General features: G+C 37.6%; 7 protein-coding genes, 8 tRNA genes and 2 rRNA genes. 16 read left to right on the top strand and 1 reads right to left on the bottom strand.

What is annotated here, in order from left to right; all coding sequences use genetic code 11:
- Nucleotides 1–77 precede the first annotated feature (77 nt).
- The 14 genes from QPK35_RS05730 to rpoC all read left to right on the top strand — a co-directional run bounded on the left by QPK35_RS05730 (nt 78) and on the right by rpoC (nt 14525).
- Nucleotides 78–2987, top strand: a 23S ribosomal RNA gene (locus QPK35_RS05730).
- An 80-nt stretch (nt 2988–3067) separates the two neighbouring features.
- Nucleotides 3068–3184 (top strand): 5S ribosomal RNA (rrf, locus tag QPK35_RS05725).
- Between the two features lie 5 nt (nt 3185–3189).
- Nucleotides 3190–3262, top strand: a tRNA-Val gene (locus QPK35_RS05720).
- A 3-nt stretch (nt 3263–3265) separates the two neighbouring features.
- Nucleotides 3266–3338, top strand: a tRNA-Lys gene (locus QPK35_RS05715).
- Nucleotides 3339–3353: 15 nt separating this feature from the next.
- Nucleotides 3354–3438: transfer RNA gene (locus QPK35_RS05710), tRNA-Leu, on the top strand.
- Between the two features lie 6 nt (nt 3439–3444).
- A tRNA-Thr gene (locus tag QPK35_RS05705) sits at nt 3445–3517 on the top strand.
- Nucleotides 3518–3521: 4 nt separating this feature from the next.
- Nucleotides 3522–3593 (top strand) — tRNA-Gly (locus QPK35_RS05700).
- An 11-nt stretch (nt 3594–3604) separates the two neighbouring features.
- Nucleotides 3605–3690 (top strand) — tRNA-Leu (locus tag QPK35_RS05695).
- Nucleotides 3691–3701: 11 nt separating this feature from the next.
- A tRNA-Arg gene (locus tag QPK35_RS05690) sits at nt 3702–3775 on the top strand.
- Nucleotides 3776–3780: 5 nt separating this feature from the next.
- A tRNA-Pro gene (locus tag QPK35_RS05685) sits at nt 3781–3854 on the top strand.
- Between the two features lie 165 nt (nt 3855–4019).
- Entirely contained in the window at nt 4020–4487 is a 468-nt protein-coding gene (locus QPK35_RS05680; RefSeq protein WP_290033007.1) for a CtsR family transcriptional regulator, read from the top strand.
- A gap of 17 nt (nt 4488–4504) precedes the next feature.
- Entirely contained in the window at nt 4505–6931 is a 2427-nt protein-coding gene (locus tag QPK35_RS05675; protein WP_290033006.1) for an ATP-dependent Clp protease ATP-binding subunit, read from the top strand.
- A 274-nt stretch (nt 6932–7205) separates the two neighbouring features.
- A complete protein-coding gene (rpoB, locus tag QPK35_RS05670; RefSeq protein WP_290034248.1) occupies nt 7206–10817 on the top strand; it encodes a DNA-directed RNA polymerase subunit beta in 3612 nt (1203 codons plus the stop codon).
- A gap of 39 nt (nt 10818–10856) precedes the next feature.
- Entirely contained in the window at nt 10857–14525 is a 3669-nt protein-coding gene (gene rpoC, locus QPK35_RS05665) for a DNA-directed RNA polymerase subunit beta' (protein WP_290033005.1), read from the top strand.
- Between the two features lie 40 nt (nt 14526–14565).
- Here the strand turns inward: rpoC and QPK35_RS05660 are convergent, their stop codons facing one another.
- Nucleotides 14566–15273: a prepilin peptidase gene (locus QPK35_RS05660; protein WP_290033004.1), complete on the bottom strand. Its 708-nt coding sequence runs from the start codon at nt 15271–15273 to the stop codon at nt 14566–14568.
- 252 nt (nt 15274–15525) lie between these two features.
- Between QPK35_RS05660 and rpsL the strand changes: the two genes are divergently transcribed.
- Nucleotides 15526–15942, top strand: a complete 417-nt coding sequence (rpsL, locus tag QPK35_RS05655) for a 30S ribosomal protein S12 (RefSeq protein ID WP_290033003.1) — start codon at nt 15526–15528, stop codon at nt 15940–15942.
- 30 nt (nt 15943–15972) lie between these two features.
- Nucleotides 15973–16443: a 30S ribosomal protein S7 gene (gene rpsG, locus QPK35_RS05650; protein WP_290033002.1), complete on the top strand. Its 471-nt coding sequence runs from the start codon at nt 15973–15975 to the stop codon at nt 16441–16443.
- Nucleotides 16444–16518: the final 75 nt, after the last annotated feature.

Genomic DNA, 16518 nt, shown 5'->3' with positions numbered 1-16518 from the left:
CGCGTTTTTAAGAGTTTTAACAAGAATCAAAGTTCTTAATTCGCTAAACTCATAAACCAACTGATCAAATCAGTTCAGGTTAAGTTATTAAGGGCGCATGGTGGATGCCTTGGCACTAGGAGCCGATGAAGGACGTGACTAACTGCGATATGCTTCGGTTAGCTGTAAGTAAGCAATGATCCGGAGATTTCCGAATGGGGAAACCCGAAACCGTTAGGTTTCATCACTAAGTGAATTCATAGCTTAGTTGAAGGAAGACGCGGGGAACTGAAACATCTAAGTACCCGCAGGAAGAGAAAGAAATTCGATTCCCTGAGTAGCGGCGAGCGAAACGGGAACAGCCCAAACCAAGAAGCTTGCTTTTTGGGGTTGTAGGACTGAACATCCGAGTTACCAAGAAATAACGTAGTTGAATGATCTGGGAAGATCAACCAGAGAAGGTGATAGTCCTGTAAACGAAACGTTGTTTCCTCAGTTCAGGATCCTGAGTACGGCGGAACACGTGAAACTCCGTCGGAATCCGGGAGGACCATCTCCCAAGGCTAAATACTACCTAGTGACCGATAGTGAACCAGTACCGTGAGGGAAAGGTGAAAAGCACCCCGGGAGGGGAGTGAAATAGTTCCTGAAACCATGTGCCTACAAGTAGTCAAAGCTCATTAACGAGTGATGGCGTGCCTTTTGTAGAATGAACCGGCGAGTTACGCTTGCATGCGAGGTTAAGACCGCAAAGTCGGAGCCGCAGCGAAAGCGAGTCTGAATAGGGCGCAAGAGTATGTAGGTGTAGACCCGAAACCAGGTGACCTACCCATGTCCAGGTTGAAGGTGCGGTAAAACGCACTGGAGGACCGAACCTGTGTATGTTGAAAAATGCTAGGATGAGGTGTGGGTAGCGGTGAAATTCCAAACGAACTTGGAGATAGCTGGTTCTCTCCGAAATAGCTTTAGGGCTAGCCTCGGAGTTGAGGATCGTGGAGGTAGAGCACTGTTTGGACTAGGGGCTCATCAAGAGTTACTGAATTCAGATAAACTCCGAATGCCACAGATCTATATCCGGGAGTCAGACTGCGAGTGATAAGATCCGTAGTCGAAAGGGAAACAGCCCAGACCACCGATTAAGGTCCCTAAATATGTGTTAAGTGGAAAAGGATGTGGGATTGCATAGACAACTAGGATGTTGGCTCAGAAGCAGCCACCATTCAAAGAGTGCGTAATAGCTCACTAGTCGAGTGATCCTGCGCCGAAAATGTAACGGGGCTAAACACATTACCGAAATCGTGGATGCACGTAGTGCATGGTAGGAGAGCGTTCTAAGGGCAACGAAGTCAGACCGTAAGGACTGGTGGAGCGCTTAGAAGTGAGAATGCCGGTATGAGTAGCGAAAGATTAGTGAGAATCTAATCCACCGAATGACTAAGGTTTCCTGGGGAAGGCTCGTCCGCCCAGGGTTAGTCGGGACCTAAGCTGAGGCCGAGAGGCGTAAGCGATGGATAACAGGTTGAGATTCCTGTACTATTAATTTTTGTTTGAACGATGGAGGGACGCAGGAGGCTAGAGATGCGCACGAACGGAAATGTGCGTCCAAGTAATAAGTCGGTATGAGAGTCAAATGCTTGAATACACAACGACAAGTTACGATGGGGAACGAAATTAAAGTAGTGAAGTGATCGACGTCACACTGCCAAGAAAAGCTTCTAGTGAGAAAATTAATACCCGTACCGCAAACCGACACAGGTAGTCGAGGAGAGTATCCTAAGGTGAGCGAGAGAACTCTCGTTAAGGAACTCGGCAAAATGACCCCGTAACTTCGGGAGAAGGGGTGCTGACCTCCGGGTCAGCCGCAGTGAAAAGGCCCAGGCGACTGTTTATCAAAAACACAGGTTTCTGCAAAATCGTAAGATGAAGTATAGGGGCTGACGCCTGCCCGGTGCTGGAAGGTTAAGAGGAAAAGTTAGCTTCGGCGAAGCTTTGAATTGAAGCCCCAGTAAACGGCGGCCGTAACTATAACGGTCCTAAGGTAGCGAAATTCCTTGTCGGGTAAGTTCCGACCCGCACGAAAGGCGTAACGATCTGGGCACTGTCTCAACGAGAGACTCGGTGAAATTATAATACCCGTGAAGATGCGGGTTACCCGCGACAGGACGGAAAGACCCCATGGAGCTTTACTGTAGCTTGATATTGGGTGTTTGTATAACTTGTACAGGATAGGTAGGAGCCATTGAAGGCGGAACGCTAGTTTCGCTGGAGGCGTTGGTGGGATACTACCCTAGTTGTATGAACACTCTAACCCACGCCGGCAATCACGGCGGGAGACAGTGTCAGGTGGGCAGTTTGACTGGGGCGGTCGCCTCCTAAAAGGTAACGGAGGCGCCCAAAGGTTCCCTCAGAATGGTTGGAAATCATTCGCAGAGTGTAAAGGCAGAAGGGAGCTTGACTGCGAGACCTACAAGTCGAGCAGGGACGAAAGTCGGGCTTAGTGATCCGGTGGTTCCGTATGGAAGGGCCATCGCTCAACGGATAAAAGCTACCCTGGGGATAACAGGCTTATCTCCCCCAAGAGTCCACATCGACGGGGAGGTTTGGCACCTCGATGTCGGCTCATCGCATCCTGGGGCTGTAGTCGGTCCCAAGGGTTGGGCTGTTCGCCCATTAAAGCGGTACGCGAGCTGGGTTCAGAACGTCGTGAGACAGTTCGGTCCCTATCCGTCGCGGGCGTAGGAAATTTGAGAGGATCTGTCCTTAGTACGAGAGGACCGGGATGGACATACCGCTGGTGTACCAGTTGTCTTGCCAAAGGCATCGCTGGGTAGCTATGTATGGATGAGATAAACGCTGAAAGCATCTAAGTGCGAAACTCACCTCAAGATCGGATTTCCCATTCCGTAAGGAAGTAAGACCCCTGAGAGATGATCAGGTAGATAGGATGGAAGTGGAAGTGCAGCGATGCATGGAGCGGACCATTACTAATCGGTCGAGGACTTAACCAAAGGTTAAAAAAGCGGTGAAGGTCAAAAGAATAAATTATTAGCTAGTTTTGAGAGAACAAGGTTTTCTCAAAAGCACAAAGTGCGGTGATGATGGCTTGAAGGATACACCTGTTTCCATTCCGAACACAGAAGTTAAGCTTCAAAACGCCGATAGTAGTTAGAGGAACGCCTCTTGCAAGGGTAGGAAGTCGCCGTGCTTAATGGAGGATTAGCTCAGCTGGGAGAGCATCTGCCTTACAAGCAGGGGGTCACAGGTTCGAACCCTGTATCCTCCATTTGAGTCGTTAGCTCAGTTGGTAGAGCATCTGACTTTTAATCAGAGGGTCGACAGTTCGAGCCTGTCACGACTCATTTTATGTCAATTTTGCGGGTGTGGCGGAATTGGCAGACGCGCCAGATTTAGGTTCTGGTGTCTTCGGACGTGGGGGTTCAAATCCCTTCACCCGCACCATTTTATGCCGACTTAGCTCAGTTGGTAGAGCATCTGTCTTGTAAACAGAGGGTCGGAGGTTCGAATCCTCTAGTCGGCATTATGCGGAAGTAGTTCAGTGGTAGAACACCACCTTGCCATGGTGGGGGTCGCGGGTTCGAATCCCGTCTTCCGCTTGTATAAATTCGCCGGGGTGGCGGAACTGGCAGACGCACAGGACTTAAAATCCTGCGGTGAGTGATCACCGTACCGGTTCGATTCCGGTCCTCGGCATTTATATTTATGCACCCATAGCGCAACTGGATAGAGTGTCTGACTACGAATCAGAAGGTTGTAGGTTCGACTCCTACTGGGTGCATTTATCGGGAAATAGCTCAGTTTGGTAGAGCACTTGGTTTGGGACCAAGGGGTCGCAGGTTCAAATCCTGTTTTCCCGATTTTAAAATCGTAAATTAAGAAAAGACTATGACAATATCTGTTATAGTCTTTTTTATTTGTTATAATCGATTTAAAGTTACTAGTTTAATAATCTTTTGCATTTTAATATCACTTTCAAGTATAATAATAGTCAATGTTAGTCAAACATCAGTGGAGGTGAAATTATGCAGAACCGAAATGTATCGGATATAATTGAAAAATATTTAAAAAGTATTTTAGCTGATTCAAAACAAATTGAAATAAAAAGAGCAGAAATTGCGCAACAATTTGATGTTGTTCCATCACAAATCAATTATGTAATTAAAACCCGTTTTAATATTCAAAATGGCTATATTGTAGAAAGTAAACGTGGCGGTGGAGGATATATTAGGATTGCTAAAGTTAATTTAGCTAATAATGTCAACATAATAGATCAGTTAATTGCATATATTGGTGAACAAATTGATGCACGCAAAGGATTTCAAATTATTCAAAGTTTATATGAAGATAAGGTACTAACTAAAAAAGAAGCAAATTTAATCTTAGCTACTATTGACAGTAATACATTATCGTTTGCTAACAAAGATTTAGAAGATACGGTTCGTGCAAAAATTTTAATTAGTGTATTAAACAGGTTAAGATATGAAGAGTAAAGAAAGGACTTGAAGCTATGGAATATTTACTAACGCCTCTTGCTGAAAAAGCCCAACAAAGTGCAATTGAAAATGCAAGATCTCATCACCAATTAGCAGTTGGTACACAAGATTTATTAGTGGGATTAGTTAAAAGTATGCCATCAGTTGCAGCAATTATTTTAAGGGATTTTGGAATTGATGAAAATGATATAAATGAAAACATTTTATCAGTAAATGAGATTAGTGAAATACCAGGAAGTTTTTCCCCAGATAGAACACCAAAATATGAGAAAATACTTGCTGATGCTAAAGCTTTAGCAAATTGTATGGACAGTAAAAAAATCGGAACGGAACATATATTGATTGCTATTGCACAAAATAAGGATACATTTGCAAATCATATTTTAGAAAATTTGAATATAAATTCTACAGTGATGATTGATCGAATTTTATCACAGTTAGGAATTAATAAATCTACATTAAAGAGATTGAAAAAAGAAAAGAACAAGAAAAAAGGCAAGTCATTATTAAGTGAGCTTGGTAAGGATTTAACACAGTTAGCACGTGATGGAAAAATCCCTCCAGTTGCTGGTAGAGACCATGAAATTCAACGTATAATCGAAATCTTAATGCGACGTACAAAAAATAATCCGGTTCTTTTAGGACAACCAGGTGTAGGTAAAACCGCAATTGTAGAAGGCTTAGCACAGTTAATTGCAAATAAAGAAGTTCCAATTGAATTAGAAGATAAGCGGTTAATTTTATTAGATATGGGAACATTAGTTGCTGGAACTAAATATCGTGGTGAATTCGAAGACCGAGTAAAGAAAATTTTGAAAGAAATAAAAGATGCCGGTAATATTATTTTATTTGTTGATGAAATACATACAATGGTTGGTGCAGGTGGTGCAGAGGGAGCAATTGATGCATCTAATATAATGAAACCTGCATTAGCTCGTGGTGAAATTCAAATTCTTGGTGCTACTACACTAGATGAATATCATAAATATATCGAAAAAGATGCAGCACTTGAAAGAAGATTTGCTACAGTAAAAGTAGATGAGCCAAGCAAAAAAGAAACTTTAACAATTATGAAAAAATTGCGTGGTGAATATGAAGAATTTCATAAAGTAAGTATTTCAGATAAAACTTTGGATGCAGCAATTAATTATAGTGTTCGATATATTACTAATCGTTTTTTACCAGATAAAGCATTAGATGTATTAGATGAAGCAAGTGTATGTGCACATTTAAGAGCTAATAATAAACAAGATGGCGAAATTAAAAATCTAGAGAAAAAAGCAAAAGATAAAAAAGAATTAATGGAGCAAAAATTATTATCTGGTGAATATAGAGAAGCAGCAGAAGCTCGAATTGACGAACACAATTTAAGATCTAAAATTGATAGCATTTTAAAAGATAAATATACAATTGAAGGGAAAAAAATTGACGTTTTACCAGAAGATATAGCAACTGTTATTTCTCAGTGGACAGGAGTCCCTGTTAATCAAATTTCAAAAACAGAAAGTGAACGTTTATTGAAATTAGAAAAAACATTACATGAACGTGTAATTGGACAAGATGAAGCAATCGATGCTATAGCAAAGGCAATACGGCGTTCTAGAAGTGGTTTAGCAGATCCTAAACGCCCAATTGGGTCATTTATGTTTTTAGGACCTACTGGGGTAGGAAAAACAGAGTTAGCTAAAGCACTAGCTGCGTCTGTTTTTGGTTCTGAAGAATCTATGATTCGAATTGATATGAGCGAATATATGGAAAAATTTTCTACTAGTCGTTTAGTTGGAGCTCCTCCTGGATACGTTGGTTATGATGAAGGTGGAGAGTTAACAGATAGAGTTCGTGAGAATCCATATTCTGTAGTTTTACTTGATGAAGTAGAAAAAGCTCATCCTGACGTCTTTAATTTATTATTACAGGTATTAGATGATGGATATTTAACAGATTCAAAAGGTAGAAAGATTGACTTTACTAATACAATTATTATTATGACATCCAACTTGGGAGCAACAGATTTACGAGATCAAAAAGAGGTTGGTTTTTCAACATTAAGTATTCAAGATGAATATAAAGCAATGTCTAATAAAATCAATGAAAGATTAAAGAAAACATTCCGTCCAGAATTTTTAAACCGTATTGACGATATTTTGATTTTCCATTCATTAACAAAAGATGAATTACATCAGATTGTAAAATTAATGGCGAAAAAAATTATTTTAAGATTAAAACAAAAAGATATAGAATTGAAGTTAACACCTAAAGCTATTGATACAATTGCAAAAGTGGGATATGATCCTGAATACGGTGCACGGCCATTAAGACGTGCATTACAAAATGAAGTAGAAGATAAACTAAGTAACGCTTTGCTTGCTGGAGAAATTCATGCTGGTTCAAAAGTTACAATAGGATCGAAAAATGGAAAGTTAAATTTAATTATTAAATAAATAAAAGCATCTTAAAGTTGTAATTATGCAGCTATAAGATGCTTTTTTGTATTGACAAAATCGGTAAAATTATATATCATGTAAGAGTATAATTGTAAGTCAAATATCTGATATGATATATTGTCCATATCAGTAGGTGAAACAAAAATAGTGTAGTTTGAAACGTTCGACGAATCTGTTTTTGGTTTTTTTTTGCCAAAAAACAGTAAAAATACACTATTTAACCTAATTGTAAACAAATTGTAACATAATGATTTACAAAATTTTTGGAGAGGTGAAAAACTTGGCAGGACACTTAGTAAAATACGGTAAACACCGTGTACGTAGAAGTTATTCTCGTATCAAAGAAGTGCTTGATTTACCTAATTTGATCGAGATTCAAACAGACTCCTACAATTGGTTCTTAGATGAAGGACTTCGAGAAATGTTTGAAGATATTATGCCAATTGATGATTTTGCTGGCACATTATCTTTAGAGTTTGTCGATTATCAATTGTTAGAACCTAAATATACAGTTGATGAAGCCCGTGAACATGATGCAAACTACTCTGCACCATTGCACGTAACATTACGTTTAACAAATCATGAAACTGGCGAAATTAAATCCCAAGATGTATTCTTTGGCGATTTTCCATTAATGACTAAACAAGGAACATTTATTATCAACGGGGCAGAACGGGTTATTGTTTCTCAACTTGTTCGTTCACCAGGAGTATACTACTCTTCAGAATTAGATAAAAATGGTCGGAATATCTATGGTACAACTGTAATTCCTAACCGTGGAGCATGGTTAGAATATGAAACAGATTCAAAGAATGTTTCATATGTTCGTATTGATAGAACACGTAAAATTCCAATGACAGAATTAATTCGTGCTTTAGGATATGGTTCTGATTCAGAAATCATTGATATGATGGGTGAAACAGATTCATTAATGCTTACATTAGAAAAAGATGTACATAAAAATACTGAAGATTCACGTGTTGAAGAATCTTTGAAAGATATTTATGAACGTCTTCGTCCAGGTGAACCAAAGACTGCAGATTCTTCACGTAGCTTATTAACTGCTCGTTTCTTTGATCCAAAGCGTTATGATTTAGCACCTGTAGGACGTTATAAGATCAATAAGAAATTAAGCCTAAAAACTCGTTTGTTAAATGCTACTGTAGCAGAAACATTAGCTGATCCAGATACAGGTGAGATCATTGTTAACAAAGATGAAGTTATTGATAAGAAAGTAATGGACAAATTAGCTCCATACTTAGATCGTGATGACTTTAAGACAGTAACATATCAACCATCTGAAGAAGGTGTTGTTCAAGATCCAATGACACTTCAAGTAATTAAAGTGTACTCACAAAAGGATCCAGAACGTGTAATTAATATGATCGGTAATGGAAATATTGATTTGAAATATAAACATATTACACCTGCCGATATTATTGCATCTATGAATTATTTCTTTAATTTACAAGAAGGATACGGTTCAACAGATGATATTGATCACTTAGGAAATCGTCGTATTCGTTCAGTTGGTGAATTGTTACAAAATCAATTCCGAATTGGTTTGGCACGAATGGAACGTGTTGTAAGAGAAAGAATGTCAATTCAAGACACTTCAACTGTAACACCACAACAATTGATTAATATTAGACCTGTAGTTGCTTCAATTAAGGAATTCTTTGGTAGTTCTCAATTATCACAATTCATGGATCAAACAAACCCATTAGGTAGTTTGGAACATAAACGTCGTCTTTCAGCATTGGGACCAGGTGGTTTAACACGTGATCGTGCTGGATATGAAGTTCGTGACGTTCACTATACACACTATGGTCGTATGTGTCCAATTGAAACACCTGAAGGACCTAACATTGGATTGATTAACAACTTATCATCATATGCACGTGTAAATAAATATGGATTTATTGAAACTCCATATCGTCGTGTATCATGGGAAACACATAAAGTAACTGATAAGATCGATTATCTTGCTGCTGACGAAGAAGATAACTATGTTGTAGCACAAGCTAATTCGCCATTAAATGATGACGGATCATTTGTTGATGATGTAGTTATGGCTCGTCACAAGGATGATAATATTGAAGTTTCAATTGATAAAGTTGACTATATGGATGTTTCACCTAAGCAAGTAGTTGCTGTAGCAACGGCATGTATTCCTTTCTTGGAAAATGATGACTCAAACCGTGCTTTAATGGGTGCTAACATGCAACGTCAAGCTGTTCCTTTGATTCGCCCACATGCTCCATTAGTAGGTACAGGTATTGAATACAAAGCAGCTCATGACTCTGGTGATGCATTAATCTGCGAACATGATGGTAAAGTAGAATATGTAGATGCAACAGAAGTACGTGTACGTCGTGAAGATAGAACTTTAGATAAATACAAATTAATGAAATTCCACCGTTCAAACAGTGGGAAGAACTATAACCAAACACCAATTGTTCGTGTAGGTGAACATGTTAAAGCAGATGAAGTATTAGCTGATGGACCAGCTATGGAACAAGGTGAATTGGCTTTAGGTCAAAATCCTCTTATTGCATTCATGACTTGGGATGGATATAACTTCGAAGATGCTATTGCAATTAACGAAAGATTAGTTAAAGAAGATGTATATACTTCAATCCATATTGAAGCTCATGAATCAGAAGCACGTGATACTAAGTTAGGACCAGAAGAGATTACACGTGAAATTCCTAATGTTGGTGAAGATGCATTGAAAGATCTTGACGAATTTGGAATTGTACGTGTTGGTGCTGAAGTTCATGATGGTGATATTTTAGTTGGTAAAGTAACTCCAAAGGGTGTTACAGAATTATCTGCTGAAGAAAGACTATTACATGCCATCTTTGGTGAAAAGGCACGTGAAGTTCGTGATACATCATTACGTGTACCTCACGGTGGTGGCGGAATTGTCCGTGAAGTAAAAGTTTATACACGAGAAGCTGGCGATGAATTAGCACCAGGTGTTAACCAAATGGTACGTGTATTTATTGCTCAAAAACGTAAATTACAAGTTGGGGATAAAATGGCTGGACGTCACGGTAACAAAGGTACTGTTTCAGTCGTAATTCCTGAAGAAGATATGCCATTTATGCCTGATGGTACACCAATTGATATTATGTTATCTCCTATGGGTGTTCCTTCACGTATGAACATTGGACAAGTATTAGACTTGCACTTAGGTATGGCAGCTCGTAAATTAGGTATCCATGTTGCAACACCTGTTTTTGATGGTGCACGTGATGAAGATATTTGGGATGCATTTAAAGAAGCTGGTTTGCCAGGTGATGGTAAGAGTATCTTATATGATGGACGTACAGGTGAACCATTTGATAATCGTATTGCAGTCGGTGTTATGTACTATATGAAACTTGCACACATGGTTGATGACAAGATTCACTCACGTTCAATCGGACCATACTCACTAGTTACACAACAACCATTAGGTGGTAAAGCTCAATTTGGTGGACAACGTTTTGGTGAAATGGAAGTTTGGGCTCTTGAAGCTTATGGTGCTGCATATACACTTCAAGAAATCTTGACATACAAGTCAGATGACGTTGTAGGTCGTGTGAAGACATATGAAGCAATCGTTAAGGGTGAACCAATCCCTCAACCAGGTGTTCCAGAATCATTCCGTGTTCTTGTAAAAGAATTACAAGCACTTGGTTTGGATATGAAAGTTCTTGATGATGATAAGAAAGAAATTGAATTACGTGACATTGATGAAGATGAAAGCGATACTGTAATCGACATTGATGCTGTAAAACAAGCAAAAGAACAAGCAGAAAATAAACAAGCTCAAACTGTGATGAAAGAAGAAGAAGACCGTAATCCAGATACAGAAGAGAACGGTGACAAGTAATTAAATTAAGCCAATAATAATGAAAGGGAGGTCGGTCCTTTGATCGATGTCAATAAATTCGATAGCATGCAGATTGGATTAGCTTCATCAGATAAGATCCGTAGTTGGTCATATGGTGAAGTTAAGAAGCCTGAAACAATTAACTATCGTACTTTAAAGCCTGAAAAAGATGGTCTTTTTGATGAACGAATTTTCGGACCTACAAAAGACTGGGAATGTGCTTGTGGTAAATACAAACGTATTCGCTATAAGGGCGTAGTTTGTGATCGATGTGGAGTAGAGGTTACTCAAGCAAAAGTACGTCGTGAACGTATGGGACATATTGAATTGGCTGCTCCAGTAACACATATTTGGTATTTCAAGGGTATTCCAAGTCGTATGGGATTAGTTCTTGACATGAGTCCACGAGCTCTTGAAGAAATCATCTACTTTGCTTCATATGTTGTTACTGATCCAGGTAATACACCACTTGAAAAGAAACAACTTTTAACTGAAGCGGAATATCGTGATAAGGTTGACGAATATGGTTTTGATTCATTCCAAGCAGGAATGGGTGCAGAAGCTATTCGTACATTGTTGCGTGATGTTGATTTACAAAAAGAATGTGATGAACTAAAAGAAGAATTAAAGGATGCTACAGGTCAAAAACGTACACGTGCTGTTCGTCGGTTAGACATTTTGGAAGCATTCCTTGATTCAGGTAATGAACCTGACTGGATGGTAATGGATGCTATTCCAGTAATCCCACCTGATTTACGTCCAATGGTTCAATTAGAAGGTGGACGTTTTGCAACATCAGATTTGAACGACTTATATCGTCGTGTAATTAATCGTAATAATCGTTTGAAACGTTTATTAGATTTAAATGCACCTGGTATTATCGTTCAAAATGAAAAACGTATGCTTCAAGAAGCTGTTGACGCATTGATTGACAATGGTCGTCGTGGTCGTCCAGTAACTGGACCAGGTAACCGTCCATTGAAATCACTTTCACATATGTTGAAAGGTAAGCAAGGTCGTTTCCGTCAAAATCTTCTTGGTAAACGTGTTGATTACTCTGGACGTTCAGTTATTGATGTAGGTCCTAAGTTGAAATTAACTCAAATGGGTATTCCTCATGAAATGGCTTTAGAATTATTTAAGCCATTCATGATGAGAGAGTTAGTAAAGCGTGATATGGCATCAAATATTAAGAATGCTAAACGTAAGATTGATCGTCGTGATGAAGACATTTGGGATGTATTAGATGATGTAATTAAGGGACATCCAGTACTTCTTAACCGTGCACCTACACTTCACAGATTAGGTATTCAAGCATTTGAACCTGTTTTAGTTGATGGTAAAGCAATGCGTTTACACCCATTAGCTTGTGAAGCTTATAATGCCGATTTTGATGGTGACCAAATGGCTATTCACGTACCATTATCTGATGAAGCTCAAGCAGAAGCTCGACTATTAATGCTTGCTGCTCACCATATTTTGGCACCTAAAGATGGAAAACCAATTATCTCACCATCACAAGATATGACTATCGGTAACTACTACATCACTCTTGAAGAAAAAGATCGTGAAGGCGAAGGCATGATCTTTAAAGATGTGAATGAAGCATTGACTGCATATCAAAATAATTATGTTCATTTGCACACAAGAATTGGTTTACAAACTTCTGGACTAGCTAAGAAAGGCAAACCATTTACTGATTGGCAAAAAGAACGTATTTTGGTAACAACAGTTGGTAAAGCAATTTTTAACGAAATTTTACCTGATGATTTTGTATACTTGAATGAACCAACAGAAGAAAACTTACAAGGTAATATTCCTGATAAGTACTTCTTGGAACCAGGACAAGATATCCATGAATTCTTAAAAGATAAACCATTAATTGGGCCATTTAAGTCAGGATTCTTATCAGATATCATTGCACAAGTTTATAAAGAATATAAAGTTACAGCTGCTTCAGAATTGCTAGATAGAATGAAAGATTTAGGATACTTTGAATCAACTAAATCTGGTCTTACTGTTGGTATCGCTGATGTAACTGTTTTAGATGAAAAGCCTGAAATAATTGCAGAAGCACGTAAGAATGTTGATATAGTTAAGAAACAATTCCGTCGTGGTTTAATTACTGAAGATGAACGTTATAACCGAGTTATTGCTATCTGGAACAAAGCAAAAGATGATATCCAAAAGAAATTGGTTGAAAATATGGATCCTTCAAACCCAATTCAAATGATGAGTGATTCAGGTGCTCGTGGTAACATCTCTAACTTTACACAATTGTCAGGTATGCGTGGATTAATGGCAGCTCCTAACGGTAAAACAATGGAATTACCTGTTATTTCAAACTTCCGTGAAGGTTTATCTGTTTTGGAAATGTTTATTTCATCTCACGGTGCTCGTAAAGGTATGACGGATACAGCGCTTAAGACAGCTAACTCAGGTTACTTGACTCGTCGTTTAGTTGATGTTGCACAAGATGTTATTGTTCGTGAAGAAGATTGTGGTACTGATCGTGGTTTAGATGTTTATGCTATTAAAGAAGGCAATGAAATGATCGAACCATTATACGATCGTATTTTAGGTCGATACACAATGAAAGCAATTTTTGATCCTGAAACTGGAGAAGAAATTGTTCCAGCAAATACATTAGTTGATGAAGAATTGGCTACAAAAGTTGTAAAAGCTGGTGTAGAAAAAGTAACAATTCGTTCAGCATTCACATGTAATACACGTCATGGTGTATGTGTACGTTGTTATGGACGTAACTTAGCTACAGGAGATGTAGTTGAAGTTGGTGAAGCTGTAGGTACTGTTGCTGCTCAATCAATTGGTGAACCAGGTACACAATTGACAATGCGTAACTTCCACCAAGGTGGGGTTGCTGGTGATGGAGATATCACTCAAGGTCTTCCTCGTGTACAAGAATTATTTGAAGCACGTAATCCTAAGGGTCGTGCATACATCACAGAAGTAACTGGTGTAATTGACACAGTTGAAGAAAATCCAGCTGAAAGAACAAAAGTTGTAACTGTTAAAGGTGAAACAGACACTAGAACATACGACTTACCATTTACATCAGTACTTAGAGTTAAAGAAGGCGATTTAATTCACCGTGGAGATCCATTGACAACAGGTTCAATTGATCCAAAAGAATTAATCAAAGTACGTGATGTATTATCTACAGAAAATTATATCTTGCATGAAATTCAAAAAGTTTACCGTATGCAAGGGGTAGATATTTCAGATAAACACGTTGAAATCATGACTCGTCAAATGTTACAAAAGGTACGTATTATGGATCCAGGAGATACATCAATGCTACCTGGAACATTAATGGATATTAGCGAATTTACAGATCGAAATGTTGAAACTCTTGTTAAAGGTAAAGTACCCGCAACATCAAGACCTGTATTACTTGGAATTACAAAAGCTGCTTTGGAAACAAATAGTTTCTTATCAGCTGCTTCATTCCAAGAAACAACTCGTGTCTTAACAGATGCAGCAATTCGTGGTAAGAATGATCCATTAATTGGTTTGAAAGAAAATGTTATTATTGGTAAGACAATTCCTGCTGGTACAGGTATGAAGAAATATCATGACATTGTGCCTGAAGAAACAGGACTTGCAACTGACAATGTATATTCAATTTCTGAAGTTGCAAAACAACTAAATGTGGAAGAAAATAAACAATTGCCACCTAAAAAATAGCATTTAAAAAGAATCTGTGAATTTTCACAGATTCTTTTTTTTATATCCAAAAATAAATATATATATGATTTAAAATAAAACAAAATAGTATTCCAAGTAAAATCCAAGGTATAAAAGCAAATTCTTGATCACTATTTTTGTTAAAAATATAAAAAACTAAAATAAACAAACAAGAGAAAAAGATTGTAAATATTAAAAAATAAAATCCAAAATAACATCCGATTAATATAAATAACCAAGTATCTGCCCATCCTAATTTTTTAAAGTATGAAAGTAATATAAAAATAATATAAAAATATAAATTTTCAAATGGGAATAGAAGCAGGTTAATCTTTATAGTATTAAAATTTAAAATTAAAATAACAAAATAGCCAATGAAGAATGTAAAAACATTCACAGATGTTAAATAGAAATCTTCAAGTGCAAGAAACAACAACCATCCGAAAAATACTAAATATTTTATAGTAATCAAAATAGGAGAGCATAAAAACAAAAATGCAATGTAACTTCCAAAAATTAATTCAATTAAAGTACTGCGAATATTTATTGGACGTTTACAATAATAGCATCGTCCGAATTGAACTATAAATCCAATAATAGGAATTAACTGCCACAACATTAGTGTTTTATGACAATTATCACAAAATGATCGTTTAACTAAAGAATGATTATTAGTTTGTCGCATTGCATAACACTCTGCACTAGAACCTAAAATTGTACCTAAAATAAATAAAATTAGAAATTTCAAAATTATCACCTCCTAATATTAAATACGAAAAAAAACTGAGAATTTTAAATTATTTTTCAAATACAATTGACATGAATTTATCTCTGTGATAAATTAGAAACTGTGCTTTTAAGTGAAGTAATAGGTATTACTTATTAGTGCAGGTTGCACATTTAGCAAAATATTCATATCCGCGATTTTTTTTATAACTAAAAAAGAAACTCCTGGATGTGTGTACTAGAAATTGAAAATTAAGGAAGGAGGAAACTTTAGATGCCTACAATTAACCAATTAGTTCGTAAAGGTCGTAAGTCTAAAGGTTCAAAATCTAATTCCCCAGCTTTAAACTTTGGGTACAATAGTTACAAGAAAGTTCAAACAAACGCTCCTGCTCCACAAAAACGTGGGGTTGCAACTCGTGTTGGTACAATGACACCAAAGAAGCCTAACTCAGCTTTACGTAAATATGCACGTGTGCGTTTATCAAACTTGATTGAAGTTACAGCATATATTCCTGGTATTGGTCACAATTTACAAGAACACAGCGTTGTTTTAATTCGTGGTGGTCGTGTAAAAGACTTACCTGGTGTTCGTTACCATGTTATTCGTGGTGCCTTGGATACAGCTGGTGTAGAAGGCCGTATGCAAAGTCGTTCTAAATATGGTGCAAAGAAACCTAAGAAGAAATAATTTATAAAAACTATTTAGGAGGTAAGACATATGCCAAGAAAAGGTCCTGTTGCAAAACGCGAAGTACCTGAAGATCCAATTTATCATTCACAATTGGTTACAAGTTTAATTAACCACCTTATGTTAGATGGTAAGCGTGGTACAGCTTCAAAAATTTTATACGAAGCATTTGATATGATTAAAGAAAAAACTGGTAAGGATCCATTAGAAGTATTTGAACAAGCAATGGAAAACGTTATGCCAGTATTAGAAGTTAAGGCTCGCCGTATTGGTGGTTCTAACTATCAAGTTCCTATCGAAGTACGTCCAGATCGTCGTCGTACATTAGGATTACGTTGGATTGTAAACTATGCTCGTCTTCGTGGTGAACATACAATGTCTGAACGTTTAGCAAAAGAAATTATGGATGCAGCTAACAACACTGGTGCTTCTGTTAAAAAACGTGAAGATACACATAAGATGGCTGATGCCAACCGTGCATTTGCACACTATCGCTGGTAATTATTTGTTGAATGGCTGTTATAGATATATTTTGTATCCTATAATAGTCATTTTTTTAAAAATATATAATTTGAC

It is taken from the genome of Ligilactobacillus cholophilus (genome assembly GCF_030389495.1).
Lineage (GTDB): Bacteria > Bacillota > Bacilli > Lactobacillales > Lactobacillaceae > Ligilactobacillus > Ligilactobacillus cholophilus.
The sequence above is the reverse complement of the archived record's forward strand: the minus strand, read 5'-3'. Positions and strand labels throughout refer to the sequence as shown.